We start from the raw sequence: 19,435 nt of genomic DNA, 5'->3' as shown, positions 1-19,435 counted from the left end.
TGGCGCTGGACTAAACAAAGGCCCCCTTTTAGGGGGCTCACACAAAGCCACCTTCTTTAGAAGGTGGTAATTTACTTGGTTCTTCTACTGAGCTTAATGGTTAACGCTTAAGAGCGTGTCCACTCTTTTCAGCTTGGAACAGAGCGAGGTAATGGGCAAAAAAGCGCTGCATTTGTTGTTGGTTGTTTTGTTCTCCAAGTTGCCCGAGCAAATGTGCAGCGACTTCAAACGTACACAAATTACCTTGTTGTTGGTTGCGTCGCAGCTGATATTGTGAGTCCGCCGACGCAGACAATCCCATAGTAGGGATACCTTCTAACCAACGGCTCTTATTGATCATCTTGCGCGCCTCTTGCCAGGTGGCATCTAAAATAATAAACAGCGGAGTTTTGGTTTGTTGCTGGCTTTGGAGTACCACATGTTCGAGTGTGATACTTTCTTCACAGGGGAAGAGCAACACCGGATACCGCGACGGATCAGCTAATAGAGTGAGCAATTCTGCTGGTGGCTGTTTGCGATCCCAGATTACTCGCTCAATGCTGAGTTGGCACTGCTCTAGTAGCTGGCCGGTATTAGTATCACGCTTCAGTTCATTCGGATGCATTAACAGCAGGATGTTGTGCTCACTGGTAAGTTTCGGCATCAGCGAGCACATACAATTGAATTGAAAACCGCAGGTTGGACACGGTTGAGACATTAAAGACGAACTCCTTCTCGCACCGGGCTTATCCCATCAGAGAACAGACGCACGCCACTGACTTGGTTCGGCGTTGCCGTTGGCGCCATGCTTGGGTTGAGTGGGTAGCTAACCCCAGTGTATTGCATCACGTGTTGAGCCGCTTTAGCTCCGCCACCGCTGACATTAAAAATCAGATCTCGCCAACCATGAGAGGTTTGTTGGCCGAGCATAATCGGGCTTTGCACTAGTGTAATGCGGCTATTAAATCGCCATTCCTTTTCGTGATGTTCAAATATCAGCAATGTACAGCCTCCGGAACCACACCAATCCAACTGTACCAATAGCTCTTCGTTACCATCGCTGTTGAGGTCGTAAGTTAGCCAACGGTATTGGTTATTGTTGGGGGTGGTTTGATGGATAAAGAAGTAGTTGCGCACCGCGGCATCTACTTTTGAATCAAACTCTGCACTAGAAGGGACGTCAGCACTACCGATGGGGTTGTTGGTGCGTTTTTCGGCTGGTTGCATGATGCCTTCATCACGAACGGTGGCAGGATAAAGGACTAAACCACCATCGGCGATTGAGTATACCAAGTTACCGACTTTTTCTTTGGTCGCTTTGAGCTGATTGCCTTCTCGAGTAAACAGTCGCTCTGACATTAGCCTTTGCTGTTGATGATGCGTCATGACAACTTGAACCTGAGACGGACTTAACTGTTGCCAGTAACCACGCTCGATTAATGGTGCTTGTCCATTGGCGTAACGGTATTTTGTTGTGGCGCTGTGGTCTGGGTTTAAGGTCATTTGTACTTCAAAACCTTGTGATTGAGTTGAGGTCGCGACATAGGTATTAGCCCAACCAAGCGTTGCATCGACGTTTGCAGCCATACCACAACCTTGATACGTCTCGCCATCATGTTTTAGTGTTGCTTTCCAGCCATACAAAGAATCGCTCATTGTGTCTGAGCAGAGGTTTTCTGTTAAGCGAAGCTCACCATCTTGTAGTTGATAAGTGCGCTGGCGAGGTTGAAGCTGACTGCTTTTAATCGCTAATTTTGTGGTTTGTTTGCCGATTTGCTGGAATGTTAGTCCATTAGCCTCAAAGCTTGCCGACCAAGAAGGCTCATTACCAAACACGCGAGTTGGTTTGTTTGGTTGCTGACAACGGTTTGGATTTTCCGTTGTGAGGAAGTTCACTTGTTCCACGACAAAGTTAGCATCGAAATCAGCAGAAAACCCATCGATGCCCGGTGGGTTGAGATGGCCGATAACCTCGCCATACATGGTCTGGTAAGGCTCGTTATTTAACTGAATTGCTCGTTGCATTTGCTGTGGTGACAGTTGCAACCAATATTGCTTGTCGCTGCCACAAGGCATGATGTATTGGCTCTCGTGACCGACGATCACTTTTCCGCGCAGCATAAAAGTTTGAGGTTGAATGGTTTCAGGCTTATCTAAGGTTGCAGGTGGAGAGGTTGGGTCAGCGGCACCAGATTGTGGCGGCTGTGAACTACATGCTTGCAGAACCAGCAGGGTGGCAAGCGCCACTGGGTTTTTCAAAGCCTTCATGTTATATCTTCCTCATTATTGTTACTCAATCGGCATCGGATGGCATTATGGCATATTGGTTATTTAAAACTGAACCAGATACCTTTTCTATTGACACGCTTCGAACCCAAAAGGTTTCATGTTGGGAGGGAGTTCGTAATTATCAGGCGCGCAATATGATGCGTGACCAAGTGAAGGTGGGCGATTTAGTCCTGATTTACCACTCTTCTTGTAAACATGTTGGCGTGGCAGGTATTGCTAAAGTTGTGAGAGAAGCCTATCCCGATCATTTCCAATTCGATCCCGAAAGCGATTATTACGATCCAAAGTCAGACCCAGACAACCCGCGTTGGATTATGGTGGATGTAGAGTTTGTACGTAAAACGGCGCGAGTGATTCCGTTGTCGGTGATGAAAGCGATGCCAGAACTTGAGAACATGCCGTTGGTGAAACGTGGAAATCGCTTGTCGATTATGCCCGTGGCAGAAGAAGAATGGGACGCGATTCTTGGCAAAGAGAAGCTGCCAAGTCAGCGATAAAAGAGAAGGGCTGCGAATGTGCAGCCCTTCATTATTTGGAGTATTGAAGCTTACAGCAAGTGTTCTTGTAGGTAGTGTGCAACCGCATCTTCTGCATTGCTGCCAATTACTTCATTATTTGGTAGAGCTTTCATCACTTTTTCGTGTGATGTACCCATAACTAGCCCTTTACCTGCCATCGACAGCATTTCTACGTCATTCATGCCATCACCAAATGCTACGCAGTTTTCTAACGTGAGGTCGAGTTTTTTCGCTACCGCTTCAAGAGCATGACCTTTAGACACGCCAGCGCTCATTACTTCCAAACACCAAGGCGTTGAAAATGCGATGTTCAGCTTATCACCAAACTGCTCACGTAGTTTGTTTTCAAATACGACCAAACGTTCGTGGTCTTCTCCTGGATGCGTGAAGAAAACTTTCGCAATACCGTCAGTTGGGGCGTGGTCTTCATCAAATAAGACGTAAGTGAATTCATCGTGGAAGTCACGTAACGTTTCATCATCCTTGTTCATCAACCAGCTATCATTTTGATACATGTGAATAAGTATTTCTTGATCATGTTTGATCGTGTCGATCACGCCTTGTACCAGTTCCGCAGGGACATTCTCGCTGTACATTAGCTGATCTTCCTGGTCATGCACTCGGGCACCATTCGACGTGATCATATAAGCTGGAATGCCAACTTGGCGACGGATGCTCGCAACGTCTACGTGGTGACGGCCGGTTGCAAAGACAAAGGTATAACCCTTTTCATGCAGCGCTTTTAGCGTCTCTTTTGAGTAAGCACTGAGCTGATGGTTTGGTGCGAGTAACGTGCCATCCAGATCAGAGGCAACGATTTTGGTGATCTCTTTGCAAGGTAGCGATGTGCTCATGAAGTCCTCGTAAACGGTTTGGATAGTGTGGAACAGGTGAATTGCAAACGGAGTACAGCAGACTGACTAGATCGTACTGCTCCGAATGCGGGGGAACTTGGGCTCGTAGCACTATGCGGTTAAACACTGTGTCAAAGTAGCCAAGTTCAAGCAGTGTACGCCAAAATGAGGATGAAAAAGAGGGTAAATCGATGTGTAGACATTTCCTCTTTAATCTTAGTCGTGAAATGGTCGCCTAGAGTTCTTATTGTGCTTGTTCGTTTGATGGCGATTTAGGGTCATTCATAAAGCTGAAAATCGCATCGAGCGCTTGATTACGATACTTGTCGGTCTCGAACAAGATTTCATGCTGTGCGCCTTCGATAGAAAGCAGCTCCGCGTGCGGGTTGGTTTTCCGCAATTTATCAATAAAACGCTTTTGCGCGAGATTGCTAACAATCCGATCGTTTCCGGCTTGGATTAGGATGACTGGTATTTTGACTTGGCGAGTTAATAAAAAGCACTGCTTAGCGGCCATGAGCCCTTGCCAAACCCAGCGAGTGCTTGGCCCACCGACTTGCAGTTCCGGTTTTTCCGTATATAGGTTTCGGAACCATTGGTAGCGGCCGTAACTTTGGCTAAGTGGGTTATCTTCAAAGGGCTTAGGGAAGTAGGCCTGATGTCCTGGTGCATAGCGTGGCAAAGTTGATACCGCTGACATAATTTGTGTGACCGGAATCGCTATTGGTGATAGGTACCATGGCAGGTTAATGCCAAACATGGGCGCACTTAGAATCAAACCAGTAAAAGGGTGTTCTGGGTGAGTTTGCAGGTAACGTGTCGCGATCGCGCCGCCCATAGAGTGCGCGATGATGAAGCATTGTTGATATTCGCTAAGGTCGTGTTTTTTTACGACGATGTCCATATCATCAATATAATCAGTAAAGTCATAGACGTGACCCATATCTGAGTCAGATAATAAACGATCTGATAAACCTTGTCCGCGGTGGTCAAAGGAATAGACATCGAAACCTTGGCGGTAGAGATCGTAAAACAGCTCTTGGTATTTCCAGGAAGACTCAATGCGTCCATTTACGATGAGCACGGCTTTTTTATGCTCTGGGTTGGTTAGCTTGCACCAGTAAATGTTCTTTTTCTCAGTCCCTTTAACAAAGCCCTCTTGGCGAGTTTGCCAAAGTGCTGCGATCGGACCACCAATTGCTTGCTCAAATAATGTCTCTTGAGTATAAGTCAAAGGTGAATGGTTAGTCGCCATTAGTTGATTACCTGAAGATACGTTGTTTACGCGATGTATCATCGAAGAATTAGTGAGGAAATGCAATGGATACCCATGTCTGGTTAGCTTATGTAGTAACAGCAATCGTTTTTAGTTTGGCTCCGGGCTCTGGCACGGTGAACTCAATCAGTAATGGTTTGAGTTACGGTACCCGTAAATCACTGGGTGCCATTATTGGCTTACAAATTGGTTTAGTTATCCACATCGCGCTGGTGGGGGCGGGTATTGGTGCGCTTGTCGCGCAGTCAGAAACCGCATTTTCTGTCATTAAATGGGTTGGTGCCGCTTATCTGGTTTGGCTGGGGATTCAGAAATGGCGCGACACATCAAGCTTAGTCGCAGCTGAAAACCACAACGAGATGTCAGGCACGGCGCTGTTGTACAAGGCAGTGTTAATTAACCTCACCAACCCTAAATCGATTGTTTTTCTGGTGGCGTTGTTCCCGCAGTTTATTGACCCGGCAAAAGACCAAATCACGCAACTGTTGGTGCTTGGCGTCACTACGGTCGTGATTGATGCGTGTGTAATGTTGGGTTACACGAGCTTGGCAGCACAAATGGGACGCTTTATTCGCTCCGATAAAATCATGGGAAAAATAAACAAAGTATTCGGTTCAATGTTCATGGGTTGTGGTGCATTATTAGCAGCTGCAAAGTCATAAGCCATTTATAGGTCCTTCTTTAGCATGAATACAACGTATGTCGCTCGCCAGCCGATCTTTAACCGAAAAAGACAGACGCTGGGTTATGAATTGTTGTTTCGAGACGGGGAGAGTAACGCATACCCTTCACATATTGATTCAAATCGAGCGACATACCGACTGATCGTCGAAAACTTCCTATCACTGGGCACTAACCCAGTGATTGCCTCTTCAAGATGCTTTATTAACTTTCCTCATCAAAGCTTGGTGCGACGTTTGCCGCGCAGTTTGCCGAAAAACAAAATTGTCATCGAAGTGTTGGAAACGTGCCAACCTACGGATGAGCTTCTTGATGCGATTCGTGAGTTTTATCGAGAAGGTTACTTGATCGCTTTGGATGACTTCACCCTAACACCAGAATGGCGTCGTTTTTTGCCATATGTGCATATTGTGAAGCTCGACATTATGGCGATGGGGCTCGAAAAGGCCTGTGAACTGGTCAAAACACACCTTGCCAAACGCGTCAAATACCACTTTTTAGCAGAACGTGTTGAAACCGCAGAAGAATTTGAGCAAGCGAAAGCGGCTGGCTTTAAATTTTTCCAAGGTTATTTTTTTAGCAAGCCACTCGTCTCGCAGACTAAATACGTCAGTCCTGAGCAAGTGTTGGCATTGCAACTGTTTCGTGAAGTTTGTGCTCCTGAGCCTGACTTTACTCGTATCGAGTCCATCATTACGCAAGATGTCGCGCTTTCGTATAAATTATTGCGTTTTGTAAATACGCAAGCGCCGAATTTGGCTGTCGAAATCAGCTCTTTTCGTCAGGCATTGATTTATCTTGGCCAGGATAACCTTAAGCAGTTTGTCTCTTTGGTTGTGGCATCGTATATCTCCAGTAACAAACCTCGAGAGCTGTATCACCTTTCATTGCAACGAGCTCAATTTTGCCAATTGATGTCGCGCTATCAGCCATTCTCTCATCTCAACGAACAAGGTTTCATGGTTGGTTTGCTGTCGATTCTAGATGCGTTGCTGGATCTTTCGGTGGAATCTTTAGTTAGGCAGTTACCGCTTAGTCATTCAGTACAACAAGCGCTATTACATCGCAAAGGGGTTTATGGTGCACTTATTTCCCTTGAAGAGTGCTACGAGCGTGCCGATTGGTCAGGGGTTGAAAAAATCACGATGCAATTGGGGTTGCCTTTAGAGGAAGTGAAGCTCTCCTTAGGTGAAGCGGTTCGCTGGAGTCAAAGCATCGCGACTGCATAATTTCGTGTCTTATCTTTTATCTCTTTGAATCTCTCTCTTTACAATCAAGCTGTTCGTTAGATGTGAAACTTTTATGACGATGGACGGTTTCCTCTTGACGATATATCTTAATTAAATAAACATATACGCATATCCATATATAGGTATGTTCATTATGCTTCCACATCAGTTTTTTAAGCTGTTATCCGATGAAACACGCGTACGTTGTTTAATGCTCGTGGCCCGTGAAGGTGAAACTTGCGTTGGTGATTTGGCGTTTGCTCTGCAAGAGAGCCAGCCGAAAGTTTCTCGTCATCTTGCTCAGTTACGGTCCAGTGGCATCTTGGTGGATAAACGCCAAGGGCAATGGGTGTATTACGAGTTATCACAGCAATTGCCAGGTTGGATGCGAAAGTTAATTGAAGACTTAGTGGCATCAAACTGTTTGAAGCAGGAATACCAAGACGACATCACACGCTTACACGATAAAAGTCGTGAGGCTTGCTGTTAACAGCGAATAGAGATTCAAGGTAGAAGATTAGAGGGTAAAACTATGACAATTAAAGTAGGAATTAATGGCTTTGGCCGAATTGGTCGCTTAGCGCTGCGAGCGGCATTTGATTGGCCAGAATTGGAGTTTGTGTTAATCAACGATGTCGCAGGTGACGCCGCTACGCTTGGTCACTTATTAGAATTCGATTCAGTGCAAGGTCGTTGGCATCATGGAGTTCAGGTCGAAGGCAGTGAGCTCGTCATCAACGGCAAGCGTGTCGCCACGACTCAACAACGCGATATCGATGCGGTGAACTGGTCTGATTGTGATGTTGTGATTGAAGCGACAGGCGTACATCGCAAAACATCATTCCTAAACAAATACCTAGAGCAAGGCGTGAAACGTGTCGTGGTAAGCGCACCTGTGAAAGAAGAAGGTATTGCGAACATTGTGGTGGGCGTGAACGACCATATTTTCGACCCTGAAAAACATCGTATCGTGACAGCAGCTTCGTGTACGACTAACTGTATCGCACCTGTGGTTAAAGTCATTCATGAGAAATTGGGTATCGAACAATCTTCTTTTACGACCATTCACGACCTGACGAATACGCAAACTATTTTGGATGCGCCACACAAAGATCTACGCCGTGCAAGAGCATGCGGCATGAGCCTTATCCCGACCACGACGGGGAGCGCGAAGGCGATTGTCGAAATTTTCCCAGAATTAAAAGACAAAATTAATGGTCATGCGGTTCGCGTACCTCTAGCAAACGCATCGTTAACAGACATCATTTTTGATGTGAAGCGTGATACCACAGCAGAAGAAGTGAATGCACTGTTAAAAGAAGCATCTGAAGGTGATTTGAAAGGCATCCTTGGCTTCGAAGAGCGTCCTTTAGTTTCTATCGATTATAAAGGCGACCAACGTTCAACCATCGTTGATGCGCAATCAACCATGGTTGTGGGTTCTCGTATGGTTAAGATTTACGCTTGGTACGATAACGAAATGGGTTATGCAACGCGCACAGCAGAGCTGGTTCGTAACGTTGGTTTGGCTTAAAAGGGGGTCACAATGTCTCATCCTACATGGCAATTAGATTTGGACTCCGGTGCTTTAATCTTAACACCGTGCCCAGGAACGAAAGGTGTCGATTTGCATGCGTCGTTAGAACAGTTGAAAGAGCAGGGTGTTCAAGCGGTCGTTACTGCATTAGATGATAGTGAATTAGCTGCGAAGAATGTCTCTGCATTGGGTGAAGCCACTCAGCAACTGGGTATGAAATGGTTCCAGATCGAGATTGAAGACGACTGCGCACCAAATGAAGAATTTGCGACGAAGTGGCAACAAGCCAGTCCGGAACTGCACGCGATTCTTGCTCAAGGTGGCAAAGTTGCGATGCATTGCATGGGTGGTTCGGGGCGCACAGGTTTGTTCGCTGCTCACCTACTCCTAGAAAAGGAATGGCAGTTAGAAGATATCGTGCGAGAAGTGCAGGCATTGCGCCCTGGTGCATTTACAAAACCTGTGCAAGTTGAGTACATCGAACGCGTGGCTCAAGACGCTTGATCAGCTTAAATAGCTTTTGGTTCATTATGATCCAAAAGCTAAATTCGAGCTTCTTCAGGATACGACTGTTTACAAAAAAAGCCATTAATATTAACTAATGCATTGTTTTTAAGGTGTATTTTGCTTTTTATTGATGTTGGGGCATTTTTTGAAAATCACAGCAACATTGTATTGGTCAATGTTGCTGTACAGGTTAGGAAGTATTTAGAACATGATGATCTAAATGCTTCTATCGCTGTACATATGAGGTCAATATGATTTCTCAATTAAGCAAAAGTATTCGTCAGTACATGTTAGTGACGTTTAACTATTGGAACTTTACGGTGACCGATGGCGCACTGCGTATGCTGGTGGTGCTCTATTTTCATGACTTAGGTTATTCCACGTTAGCTATTGCCTCACTGTTTCTTTTCTATGAATTTTTTGGTGTGGTGACAAACCTGGTTGGTGGTTGGTTGGGCGCAAGGTTAGGCCTAAATAAAACCATGAACATTGGTTTAGCGATGCAAGTGTTTGCGTTGCTGATGCTCGCAGTACCAAATGCATGGCTGACCATTGCTTGGGTGATGGCAGCGCAAGCTCTGTCGGGGATTGCCAAAGATCTGAACAAAATGAGTGCTAAGAGCGCGATTAAAACGCTAGTACCAGACGAGCAGCAAGGTGCGCTCTACAAATGGGTAGCGATTTTGACTGGCTCGAAGAATGCACTCAAAGGAGCGGGCTTTTTTGTTGGTGGCTTGCTGCTGTCTTGGGTGGGTTTTCAAAACTCGATGTTTATTATGGCGGGTGTACTTACATTAGTGTTTATTTGCAGCATGATCTGGCTAGAAGCGGACATGGGTAAAGCAAAGAGTAAACCTAAGTTTCGCCAAATATTCTCCAAGTCTGAATCGATAAACATTTTATCCGCAGCTCGCATGTTCTTGTTTGGTGCTCGTGATGTGTGGTTTGTCGTTGCTCTGCCTATTTATCTTGGTAGCGTGTTTGGCTGGGATCACTTGTGGGTTGGTAGCTTTCTCGCTGCGTGGGTCATTGCTTATGGGTTTGTGCAAGGCTTTGCGCCGCGTATTACTGGCAAAGCGCAAGGTCGTGTGCCTGATGGTAGTGCAGCATTGGTGTGGGCAGGAGTCCTAGCGTTAATTACGGCTGGTATTGCTTATGGTGTGCAAATCGGTTGGCAGCCTGAATTGGTGATTGTGGTAGGTTTGATGATTTTTGGCGCTGTGTTTGCCATTAACTCTTCGCTGCACTCGTACTTGATAGTGAGCTACGCTAAAGGCGATGGCGTCTCGTTGGATGTTGGTTTTTACTACATGGCCAATGCGGTGGGACGTTTGATTGGCACGGTATTATCGGGTTGGATCTACCAAGAGGCTGGTCTTGCAGCGTGCTTATGGGTTTCTTTTGCTTTCTTGGCACTGACGACGCTGATTTCAATTAAGTTGCCAAAAGCTGATGTTGCTACTGCGTAACTATCCCCAGTATCGCTATCTGTAGATGGTATAAATGGCTCCAAATCGGAGCCATTTTTGTTTCTTATGCGCCGTTTGCTGTAATCAGATTGTGTCGGTTTGGCATCGAGAGTGAATACTGATGCTTGGTTTTTGGTTCTCGTTAAGTGATTAGAGTGGTGATGAAATCCCCGTTGTAGGTCATTGTTGAGTTAAAAATAAGCAAAAACAGATTGTTAACCATTTCACTGGTTGAGATTTACCCTATGCTATAAACGATAAGCGACTCAAAGTAGGGAAAGGTATGAGAGAAAGGGTTCTGTTTTTTGATTTATTGCGCTGTTTCGCAGCGGTAGCAGTGATCGCCATTCACGTCTTGGCACCGTATCGAAATGAGTTAGGAGTGATTCCATTTGACCAATGGCTGACAGCGGTAGGCGTGAATAGCGTAACCCGCTGGGCAGTGCCAGTTTTTATTTTGATCACCGGAGCGCTAATGCTCAGTGACACTCGACCATTTGACGGTAAGTATTATATCAAAAGGCGTTTGGGCAAAGTTTTAGTTCCATTTCTTATTTGGTCGATGTTTTATGCATACCTTTCAGGTTGGACTTCTCAAGGCTTTGATTTTGAAACCGTAAAAGAGGTATTAAGCAATAGCCCATTCCACGCAACGTATTACCATCTCGGCTTTTTCTATTACTTTATACCACTGTATTTTGTGATTCCGCTGTTTCAATGGATGGTACGCAACGTGGATGACAACGTCTTGTATACCTATCTCGCATTTTGGCTTTTCACCAGCACACTGTTCTTGTTCAAGATTGATGGCCCTTGGAGTAATCAGATGTGGCTTTATATGGGTTACCTTCCACTGGGGTATGTTTTATTTCAAAAGGTACCTTTGAATCGCTCTATGGTGACCCTATTTGTTGGGCTAGGACTCGTGGCGTTGGCAGTGACCTTTACGATGGTTGTGACAAATAGCTTAGAGGCGGAGAAGTATACGGTTGGGCGCTGGCTCTCTTATAAAACACTGAATGTGATTCTAGCAGCTTCGATGATTTTTATGATCGGGCGTTACTTTGGTGAAGGCTTATCACCAAAAGTACAAAAAGTGGTAAGTGTGATCAGTCAGCACAGCTTAGGGATTTACTTACTTCATCCTATTTTCTTATGGCCGATGAAAGAGTTCGGTTGGTACACAGGACATCCTGCGTGGGTGATTCCAGTCTGGATCGTTCTAAGTGGAGCTGGAGCCTTGGCGATGAGCTATCTCTTTTCTCGTTCTGCCAAGACTCGTTGGTTACTGCCTTAACGTTTGATAGCGAAGTGAAGGAACTTGTTGCCGCGATAGGTCAGTGTTCCCTTATCTCCAGGATTGAGTGCATGGTAGTAATGCACTCCAATTTGGAATTCACGCTTTGGACCGATAGAACCACGTTGAACGTAAATCCAATACTCTTGATCGTCTTGACCTGGTGGTGCGTTTGGTATGTCTATCGCTTGTTTATCTAAAACCGTTACCTGCGCGCTTTGCTCTGGAGCGTCTTCGCCCACATAGTGCTTACTATAAAAACGGAAAAACACCCAAGCGCCCAAGGCAATAAGGGCGAATAGGGCGACAATAAGTGAGATTGGCATATTAACCTCCAATGTTTTATCGGGTCCCATTCTACAGAACTCGCTGACGAAACGATGAGTTGAGGTAACTTATTCATAATCTAATGAAAGGGATATGGAGATTATTCGGCGCACTTCACGATTTATCTTAATGATGCGCGATGAAATCGTCGCTTCATCTGCAAGCGAAGTCACTAAAGCTGAACGAAGCGGCTTTCACTTGTTAGGCTATATGAGCTCAAGGGCACAAATTGAAAGTAAAATTACACTTAACGGCTCGAAAAAGCTCTAAATTTATAGAAGAATAAAAATAATGAACATAGGAAGGGTCTGGTAAGGAGGGTTACGATGTCAGATATTGAAAAAGTAGTCATGCGTACCCGAACGATCGAAAAACTTTTGCGTACTCAGTACCATGCAGAAGGGAAAGGGTTGCACCAACTTATTAATAGTTGTGAAGAACGTTTACCGCATGACGTGATAGCAAAGCTTCGATTCATCGCGACAGTGCGTAATAAAGTGGTGCACGAAGACGATTACAAGCTGGATGATCGTAAAGGCTTTATGGCGGCATGTGATGCTTGTGAAAAAGAGCTGACACCAAGAAGCTCTCGCTTTATTTGGCGTACAGCAATTTTGCTAATGACGTTGATTACGCTGGCCGCTCTTGGTTTCTACTATATGCACTGGGATATTTTGTCTAAGCACATTCAGTAGAGCAATACAGATAAATAAAAAAGGACGCATTTGCGTCCTTTTTTATTTTAAATCATTTGGTTAGTACATCATTGGCAGTGTCATTAAACCCACAACCACTGCAATCATAACCAGCCCTTGTTTTTGAGAAGATGAAATCATAACACTACCCCTTAATCTTTGATGAACTCGATGAATTTAATATAGCACTGTTTTTGGGGTTTGATCAACATATGCTCGTTAATCTTTTCAAAAACCACACTTAACTTGTCTGGTTTTACGTGATTCTGACTAATGAAACTATGTTTTTTGTCCTGTATTTAAAGTGTTCACATTGTTTTGTTTTTATCCTTTTTGTTTTTAAGTGTTTGATTTTATAATGTTAAATGGTTTGTGGTGTTGGCTTTGTAATTGTTTTTTGTTTCGAATAGTATGTTGGGTCTTTATTTTGTCTGTATTTCTCAAAAATTGAGAAAATTAAAAAATGTGCTATGAGGTTGCATCGTCAAATCGAAAGCATGGAGTGAGATTTTCTTACCTTATGAGAAAATATGGGCTTCAAAAGTGTTTAGTGATTTTATGGTTTATGAAGTTCGCACTTTTATCTGTTATTGAAATTATGGTTTTATTTATCATTAACTTACTTTTCTTGCCTGATTTTTTTGTTACTGAGTTAAGGTCGGTTTTCTTAGTTTTTACTCCTAATCATCAGTGGTTTCTCTTCTCTTAGAGCGCTACTTAGACTATTTTCTATTTTGTGTCTGTTATTTATTCTTGTTGCCTGCATTACATACATCCTGGTGGTTTAATCGTCAGTTGGTGAAATGGCGGCTTACCTGGAGGACTTATCTGTTTTTCAGTTAAATAGTTTTAGAAAGCGTTGGTTATTGTGTCGTGTAATTTGATGGGTTCGGCTGATGAGCAAAGCTTGGCCCCAATGTTTAGTGGCATCATTCAGGCTCATCGGCTTTATTATTACGTAGGTTGAGGGTTACAAAATGTTTCGAATCGCTAGCGAGATCCAACTTTCGTAGATTGCGTCTTTACATCAAAACTGGTCTACCTAGACTAGCGGCGAGTTTAAGTAAAAGGTGTATACTGCATGTGGAGTTGGCTGGCGATAGGGCTATCAGGTGTGTATTCCGTGTTGGGAGCAAAGCAAGCTAACCCGACACAATCCCTCGTGTTTAAAATCTTTACTCTGCTACTTCTTCTTGTGTTGGTGTTAACTCAAGGTGCATCCGCAACATATACTTACTGGATTGCGGGTGGGCTTATTGTGTCTATGGTGGCAGATACGCTGCACTCGTTTAAAACTCGTAAGCTAATCTATTTTTCGGCTTATCTGGTCGCCCAGGTATGCTACAGCAAGTCATTTTGGGTGCAGCTTAATGGTGAGATTGTCTGGTGGCTGTTGGCCCTGCTGCTTGCAGCGAGTATCGTGGCGTTCTTTTTGTTGCTACCTCAACTCGACTCTCTGGTATTCCCCGTTGTGATCATGGGGATGATGCTGGTTCAACTTGCTTGGGCAGCCGGTGAAGTTTGGTTACAAGTGCCGAGTTACGCCAATGCTATCGGCTTTAGCGGAACCTTAGTTCTGATCTATTCGGCGCTGGCATACGCGATACACGGTTATCGAAAACCGATGAAACACGCCTATTTGTGGGTGAGTGGTAGTTACTTTTTTGCTCATGCCCTCATTGTTGCCTCAATCATTTACTAATTTAAGTCAAAGCAGCTCTTGAGGATTTCAGTAAACTGAACGCATTGTTCTTAATAACTGGAGTCAATAATGAGTGAAATCCATGCTCACGAGTTGCTAAACCTACTTAGAGAAACGCCAATGGATCGCGAAGCCCTCACACAGCACTTTGGCGCTAGCGTTCGCTTTCACACCTGTAAACTGAATGATCTAGACTTAGATGCATTACTAGCATTTTTGCTCAAGCGCGACAAAATTCGTGAGCTTGAAGGTAAGTTTGTGGTCAATATGGCGCGAGTTTGTAATCACTAAAACGGCGGCTAAGATCGAGGGTGAATATGGTGTTTTCGCCCTCAGTCATATACTCATGTTGTCAGTTTGCTATACACTGGCCGCCATTTTTTAGGTGAGGCCAGAATATGGACATTCTTTCTGCAGCGACCATGCTGTTTCTAATCATGGACCCTCTCGGTAACTTGCCGATTGTGTTGTCTATTCTCAAACATATCGATCCCAAGCGTCGTCGTAAGGTATTGATTCGTGAACTACTGTTTGCCTTACTGATCTTGATGCTATTTCTGTTTGCAGGACAAAGCATCTTAAGTTTTTTGCATGTCCAGCCAGAAACGCTCAGCATTTCTGGTGGCATTATTCTCTTCATTATTGCGATTAAGATGATTTTCCCGAGTGCTGGCAGCATCACTGGACTGGCAGCAGGCGAGGAGCCCTTTATTGTTCCGATGGCCATTCCTATGATCGCAGGCCCTTCAGTGATTGCAGCCTTGCTTTTACTGTCTTCGCAACATCCAGAGAAAATGTTGGAAATGTCAGCATCAGTCGTAATTGCGTGGGGCGCAACATTTTTTATACTGATGTTTTATGGCTTCTTTAATCGCTTGTTGGGTGAACGTGGCTTGAAGGCGGTAGAACGCTTAATGGGCTTGTTACTGGTGATGATCTCCACTCAAATGTTCTTGGATGGTGTAAAAAGTTACATTGGGTGACGAACGAAACGCAGAAAAAAAGCCGCTCACAAGAGCGGCTTTTTCGTATCTGAGCGATTACATCATGTGTTTACGACGAATATCGAGTAGGGCAAAAATACCAAAAATCAGGATTGAATATTTTTCCCAACTGCTCATTTTTATTTTGTCGCCAAATGCACCAATGAAGATGGCCATTTGTAAACCGTGCATGATGAACAAAAAAGCGGTCATGATGTAAAGCGCAATCGCGGCATTGCCGGGAAAGGGCATAAAAATATTTAGGATTAATACTAACCAAACAAAGGCGATAGCCGCTTTGGCCAGCATAATTAGTGCTTTCATTTAAGTATCCTTTTAAATCGAGGCGTTATGCGGAGGTACGTTCGTACAGACGATAGCTCACTTGGCCTGCTGTTTTTTCTCGATGTAATTGCCAGTTTTCTGGTAAGTCGGCAATATTGAGTTCTTTTTCTGTTTCAATATAAATCATCGCATCTTCCGCGAGCCAGCCATTTTGTTCTAGCAGAGCCACGGTCTCATCCAATAGACCTTTGCGAAACGGTGGGTCAATAAACACCACATGATGAGCAGAACCCGGTTGCTTCAAAAAACTCAGTGCGTCGGTATTTACCACTTGGATGTTGTTCGCGTTAAGAGAGGCAACATTCTTTTGTAACTGTTGGAAAGCTTGTGGGTTTAGCTCAACCATGGTCACTTGCTCTGCTTGGCGCGAAGCTGACTCAAATCCCAAGCCGCCAGAGCCAGCAAACAAGTCGAGACATTTTGCCTGTGGTACATCTTGAGCTAACCAGTTAAACAGCGTTTCTTTGACGCGATCGGTCGTGGGGCGTAAGCCTTCAGCATCGTGTACAGGAAGTTTTCTGCCTCTCCATAAGCCACTAATAATGCGAACAAAGCCCGTTGTTGGCTTTTTTTGTGATGAGTTTTGCTGGCGACGTCTTACCATAGATTTTTTGACCGCTAATAAAGTGATACTATATCTAATCGCCCAAGCAATGAGCTTGGAGCTTGGATACAGCCCAGAATATTCAAGATGACAGAGTGTAACACTAATAAGATTAGAATTACCTAATCGGAAAGTTTTCAGAACTTTGTCATTAGCCTTTTTTAGACAGATAATAATCTTGTCAAAAAAGAGTCATTAATAGATAAAAGAACAATCTAGGATAGCCCCAGATGACGGAAAAAAAGAAGCGCGGATTACTTTCGTGGCTAGGTTTTGGTGACGAAGAACAAAGCCCAAAACCAAAAACTGAAGAAACAGTAAAAGAAGAAGCAGTGGAAGCGCCTTCTGAAGAGCAGCAAACCGAAGCGGTTGCTGAGCAAGCGGAAGCAACGCCAGAACTTGAAGAAGAAGCGAAACAATCAGAGGCTGCCCCAGCAGAAGCAGAAGCAGAAGCAGAAGCAGAAGAGCCAGAAGTCGTATCGGCCGCGCCTCGTGTTCAAGAACAAGAAAAGCCAACAGAAAGTTTTTTTGCTCGTCTTAAACGCAGCCTAAGCCGAACAAAAGCAAATATTGGTGCTGGCTTCTTCGGTCTGTTCAGCGGTAAGAAAATCGATGAAGACTTATTTGAAGAGCTAGAAGAGCAACTGCTTATTGCTGATGTGGGCATGAATACCACAACAAAAATCATCAACAACCTGACAGAAAAAGCCACACGTGGCGATCTGAAAGACGGCGAAGCCCTTTATGGTTTGTTGAAAGAAGAAATGGCTGAGATTCTTTCTAAAGTTGAACAGCCACTAGAAATCGATAGCAACAAAACGCCTTACGTCATCTTGATGGTGGGTGTAAATGGCGTGGGTAAAACCACGACCATCGGTAAGTTAGCGAAGCAGTTCCAAACTCAAGGCAAAAAAGTGATGCTTGCAGCGGGCGATACTTTCCGTGCCGCAGCGGTTGAGCAGCTACAAGTGTGGGGTGAACGTAATAATGTTCCTGTGATTGCTCAACATACTGGCGCAGACAGTGCCTCTGTTATCTATGATGCGATTGAAGCGGCAAAAGCACGTGGTGTGGATGTGGTGATTGCTGATACAGCAGGTCGTCTACAGAACAAAGCGAACCTAATGGAAGAGCTGCGTAAGATTGTACGTGTGATGAAGAAAATTGATGACTCTGCACCACATGAGATCATGCTAACGCTTGATGCAGGTACAGGACAAAATGCCATTAGCCAAGCGAAACTTTTCAGTGATGTTGCCCCTCTAACCGGGATTACTTTGACTAAGCTGGATGGTACAGCCAAGGGCGGCGTAATTTTCGCTATTGCTGATCAGTTCGGTATTCCAATTCGTTACATTGGTGTGGGTGAAGGTATCGAAGACTTGCGTCCATTTGAAACTCAAGAGTTTATTGACGCACTGTTTAGTCGTGAAGAATAAAAAGAGTTAGAGGAAATCAACGGTGATCAAATTTCAGCAAGTAAGCAAAGCTTACCGAGGTGGCCGACAAGCACTGCAAAAAGTCGATTTTCACCTGAGGCGCGGTGAAATGGCGTTTTTAGGCGGACATTCCGGGGCTGGTAAAAGTACCTTGCTGAAATTGATCTGCGCGATAGAGCGACCAACCGATGGCAAAATCCATTTTAATGGCCACGACATCACGCGTATTCCAGGCAAAGACATCCCTTTTTTGCGCCGCAATATTGGGATTGTTTTTCAAGATCATCGCCTATTGATGGATCGCAGTGTGTACGACAATGTCGCTCTGCCAATGCGTATCGAATCGATTTCTGAAAACGAAATCAAACGCCGTGTTTCTGCGGCGTTAGATAAAACGGGCTTACTCGATAAAGCTCGTTGTCTACCTAGTCAACTTTCTGGTGGTGAGCAACAGCGCGTCGGTATTGCCCGTGCTGTGGTTAATCGACCAACGTTGTTGGTGGCTGATGAGCCTACGGGTAACCTTGACCCAGAATTATCCAACCGTGTGTTGCGTCTATTCGAAGAATTTAACCGTGCGGGCGTGACTATCCTACTTGCCACGCACGATGTGGGGTTAGTAAACACTCGCCCACAGTATCGTCATTTTGAATTGAACCAAGGCTTCCTAAGTGAGGTAGAAGACTATGGCAGGTAACAAGCACTCCCAAAAGAAGGGGAAAGGCCGCAGTGCTAAGCGTGCGAATACCGATGGTTTTTTCTCTGTCCACGCAAAACAAGCTAAATCCTCTTTTAGCGCCTTATGGCAACGACCACTAGGCAACATTCTGACTCTAGCGGTCATCTCCATGGCACTTGCCATGCCAGCTTGTTTGTATCTATTGGGGAAAAACGTTGCGGGGGCAGCGGAAGATGTCGCTTCTCCTTCACAAGTTAGTGCTTACTTAGTTGAAGGCATGCCGGATGCACGAGTGATGGTTCTCAAAGATCAAATTGAAACTTGGCCTTTGGTAAAAGAGGTAGAATATATTTCACCGCAACAAGGTCTATCTGATTTAAGCCAATATGCAGGGTTCGACCAAGCTATCAGCCTTTTAAGTGGCTATGCGCTACCTGGTGTGTTGGTGATTACGCCAGATTCGGAGCTAAAAAGTGATATTCAGTCATTAGCCAAAGACGTTCGAGAGCAACAAGATGTGACCGACGTGAGACTTGACGAAGACTGGCTGGCGCGTCTTGATGCCATCAAAACTCTCGCGAGTATTATTGTCATTACCCTGACAGTGCTGATGCTCGGTGCGGTATTTTTAATCGTTGGCAATACATTGCGATTTAATGTGCTGGCGAATAAAGAAGAGATTCAAACCATGAAACTGATCGGTGCGACGGACAGTTTTATTCTGCGCCCTTACTTGTACACAGGTATGTGGTTTGGCGTGTTAGGTGCCACTATTGCGTGGTTGGTAACGGCTTTAGTGACCATTGTCATGAATAGTGCGGTGGAAGACCTTGCTGCGTTGTACGATAGCCAGTTCCGCCTGATTGGTCTAAGTTGGGATGAATCTTTGTTATTAATCATCATTGGGAGTCTTTTGGGATGTATTGCGGCGCGTTTTTCTGCGCAACGACATTTAAAAGAAATTGAACCAGTTTAAGTGATGGCGGTCTTATTACTTGGATTTCATTAGCACTAGCTAATTTTGA

Annotated in this window: 22 protein-coding genes; 15 read left to right on the top strand and 7 right to left on the bottom strand. The window is 44.7% G+C overall.

From position 1 onward, the window contains the following. Positions 1-100: 100 nt before the first annotated feature. Together R7R78_RS21755 and R7R78_RS21750 are read right to left on the bottom strand one after the other, a co-directional pair. Entirely contained in the window at positions 101-697 is a 597-nt protein-coding gene (locus tag R7R78_RS21755; protein WP_225474229.1) for a tRNA-uridine aminocarboxypropyltransferase, read from the bottom strand. Continuing rightward, positions 697-2,247: a COG3650 family protein gene (locus tag R7R78_RS21750; RefSeq protein WP_225474228.1), complete on the bottom strand. Its 1,551-nt coding sequence runs from the start codon at positions 2,245-2,247 to the stop codon at positions 697-699. The genes R7R78_RS21755 and R7R78_RS21750 overlap by 1 nt, the downstream gene beginning before the upstream one ends. Before the next feature lie 47 nt (positions 2,248-2,294). Here R7R78_RS21750 and R7R78_RS21745 point away from each other — a divergent pair, with 47 nt between their 5' ends. After that, positions 2,295-2,765 carry an EVE domain-containing protein gene (locus tag R7R78_RS21745; RefSeq protein WP_225474227.1) on the top strand — a complete coding sequence of 157 codons (471 nt, stop codon included), beginning with the start codon at positions 2,295-2,297 and terminating at the stop codon, positions 2,763-2,765. A gap of 50 nt (positions 2,766-2,815) precedes the next feature. Here the strand turns inward: R7R78_RS21745 and R7R78_RS21740 are convergent, their stop codons facing one another. Together R7R78_RS21740 and R7R78_RS21735 are read right to left on the bottom strand one after the other, a co-directional pair. Beyond that, positions 2,816-3,640: a Cof-type HAD-IIB family hydrolase gene (locus R7R78_RS21740; protein ID WP_017636084.1), complete on the bottom strand. Its 825-nt coding sequence runs from the start codon at positions 3,638-3,640 to the stop codon at positions 2,816-2,818. A 244-nt stretch (positions 3,641-3,884) separates the two neighbouring features. Then, positions 3,885-4,895, bottom strand: coding sequence for an alpha/beta fold hydrolase (locus tag R7R78_RS21735; RefSeq protein ID WP_225474226.1), 1,011 nt, complete (start codon positions 4,893-4,895; stop codon positions 3,885-3,887). A 65-nt stretch (positions 4,896-4,960) separates the two neighbouring features. On the opposite strand from R7R78_RS21735, the gene rhtB reads away from it, so the two are divergent. The 7 genes from rhtB (at position 4,961) to R7R78_RS21700 (ending at position 11,636) form a co-directional block, all read left to right on the top strand. Then, entirely contained in the window at positions 4,961-5,578 is a 618-nt protein-coding gene (rhtB, locus tag R7R78_RS21730; RefSeq protein ID WP_225474225.1) for a homoserine/homoserine lactone efflux protein, read from the top strand. Between the two features lie 24 nt (positions 5,579-5,602). Next, positions 5,603-6,826 (top strand): EAL and HDOD domain-containing protein, encoded by a 1,224-nt coding sequence (locus R7R78_RS21725; protein WP_053304474.1) that lies wholly within the window; start codon positions 5,603-5,605, stop codon positions 6,824-6,826. 154 nt (positions 6,827-6,980) lie between these two features. Beyond that, positions 6,981-7,316 carry a metalloregulator ArsR/SmtB family transcription factor gene (locus R7R78_RS21720; protein ID WP_005378730.1) on the top strand — a complete coding sequence of 112 codons (336 nt, stop codon included), beginning with the start codon at positions 6,981-6,983 and terminating at the stop codon, positions 7,314-7,316. A 42-nt stretch (positions 7,317-7,358) separates the two neighbouring features. Next, positions 7,359-8,360: an ArsJ-associated glyceraldehyde-3-phosphate dehydrogenase gene (locus R7R78_RS21715; RefSeq protein ID WP_005383630.1), complete on the top strand. Its 1,002-nt coding sequence runs from the start codon at positions 7,359-7,361 to the stop codon at positions 8,358-8,360. A gap of 12 nt (positions 8,361-8,372) precedes the next feature. After that, the gene (locus R7R78_RS21710) at positions 8,373-8,867 is read left to right on the top strand and encodes a cyclin-dependent kinase inhibitor 3 family protein (protein ID WP_005383629.1); all 495 of its coding nucleotides are present in this window, start codon (positions 8,373-8,375) and stop codon (positions 8,865-8,867) included. A 254-nt stretch (positions 8,868-9,121) separates the two neighbouring features. Continuing rightward, positions 9,122-10,339: an organoarsenical effux MFS transporter ArsJ gene (arsJ, locus tag R7R78_RS21705; protein ID WP_136977232.1), complete on the top strand. Its 1,218-nt coding sequence runs from the start codon at positions 9,122-9,124 to the stop codon at positions 10,337-10,339. A 283-nt stretch (positions 10,340-10,622) separates the two neighbouring features. Beyond that, positions 10,623-11,636, top strand: coding sequence for an acyltransferase (locus R7R78_RS21700; RefSeq protein WP_017636080.1), 1,014 nt, complete (start codon positions 10,623-10,625; stop codon positions 11,634-11,636). On the opposite strand, the gene R7R78_RS21695 is transcribed toward R7R78_RS21700, so the two are convergent. Continuing rightward, positions 11,633-11,962, bottom strand: coding sequence for a DUF2500 domain-containing protein (locus R7R78_RS21695; protein ID WP_005389668.1), 330 nt, complete (start codon positions 11,960-11,962; stop codon positions 11,633-11,635). The two genes, R7R78_RS21700 and R7R78_RS21695, sit on opposite strands and share 4 nt — an antisense overlap. Before the next feature lie 327 nt (positions 11,963-12,289). On the opposite strand from R7R78_RS21695, the gene R7R78_RS21690 reads away from it, so the two are divergent. From R7R78_RS21690 to R7R78_RS21675, 4 genes are all read left to right on the top strand, one after another. Further along, positions 12,290-12,658 (top strand): hypothetical protein, encoded by a 369-nt coding sequence (locus R7R78_RS21690; protein WP_005378717.1) that lies wholly within the window; start codon positions 12,290-12,292, stop codon positions 12,656-12,658. Between the two features lie 1,081 nt (positions 12,659-13,739). Beyond that, complete coding sequence (locus R7R78_RS21685; RefSeq protein WP_213965860.1) at positions 13,740-14,360, top strand: lysoplasmalogenase; 621 nt, start codon at positions 13,740-13,742, stop codon at positions 14,358-14,360. A gap of 69 nt (positions 14,361-14,429) precedes the next feature. Next, a complete protein-coding gene (locus R7R78_RS21680; protein ID WP_005378711.1) occupies positions 14,430-14,651 on the top strand; it encodes a YecH family metal-binding protein in 222 nt (73 codons plus the stop codon). A 107-nt stretch (positions 14,652-14,758) separates the two neighbouring features. After that, the gene (locus R7R78_RS21675; protein ID WP_005389671.1) at positions 14,759-15,343 is read left to right on the top strand and encodes a YhgN family NAAT transporter; all 585 of its coding nucleotides are present in this window, start codon (positions 14,759-14,761) and stop codon (positions 15,341-15,343) included. A gap of 57 nt (positions 15,344-15,400) precedes the next feature. On the opposite strand, the gene R7R78_RS21670 is transcribed toward R7R78_RS21675, so the two are convergent. Both R7R78_RS21670 and rsmD read right to left on the bottom strand, forming a co-directional pair. After that, positions 15,401-15,667 (bottom strand): DUF1145 domain-containing protein, encoded by a 267-nt coding sequence (locus tag R7R78_RS21670; RefSeq protein WP_005378704.1) that lies wholly within the window; start codon positions 15,665-15,667, stop codon positions 15,401-15,403. A 25-nt stretch (positions 15,668-15,692) separates the two neighbouring features. Further along, on the bottom strand, positions 15,693-16,292 hold the full coding sequence (gene rsmD / locus R7R78_RS21665; RefSeq protein ID WP_005378702.1) for a 16S rRNA (guanine(966)-N(2))-methyltransferase RsmD: 600 nt from the start codon (positions 16,290-16,292) through the stop codon (positions 15,693-15,695). Between the two features lie 230 nt (positions 16,293-16,522). Between rsmD and ftsY the strand changes: the two genes are divergently transcribed. From ftsY to ftsX, 3 genes are read left to right on the top strand one after another with little or no spacing between them, the layout of a single operon-like run. Further along, complete coding sequence (gene ftsY, locus R7R78_RS21660) at positions 16,523-17,731, top strand: signal recognition particle-docking protein FtsY (RefSeq protein WP_053350808.1); 1,209 nt, start codon at positions 16,523-16,525, stop codon at positions 17,729-17,731. Between the two features lie 22 nt (positions 17,732-17,753). Next, the gene (gene ftsE, locus R7R78_RS21655) at positions 17,754-18,428 is read left to right on the top strand and encodes a cell division ATP-binding protein FtsE (RefSeq protein WP_005378697.1); all 675 of its coding nucleotides are present in this window, start codon (positions 17,754-17,756) and stop codon (positions 18,426-18,428) included. Continuing rightward, positions 18,418-19,386 carry a permease-like cell division protein FtsX gene (ftsX, locus tag R7R78_RS21650; RefSeq protein ID WP_005378695.1) on the top strand — a complete coding sequence of 323 codons (969 nt, stop codon included), beginning with the start codon at positions 18,418-18,420 and terminating at the stop codon, positions 19,384-19,386. The genes ftsE and ftsX overlap by 11 nt, the downstream gene beginning before the upstream one ends. The last annotated feature ends 49 nt before the right edge of the window (positions 19,387-19,435 follow it).

The organism is Vibrio sp. 2134-1 (genome assembly GCF_033339495.1).
The sequence above is the reverse complement of the archived record's forward strand: the minus strand, read 5'-3'. Positions and strand labels throughout refer to the sequence as shown.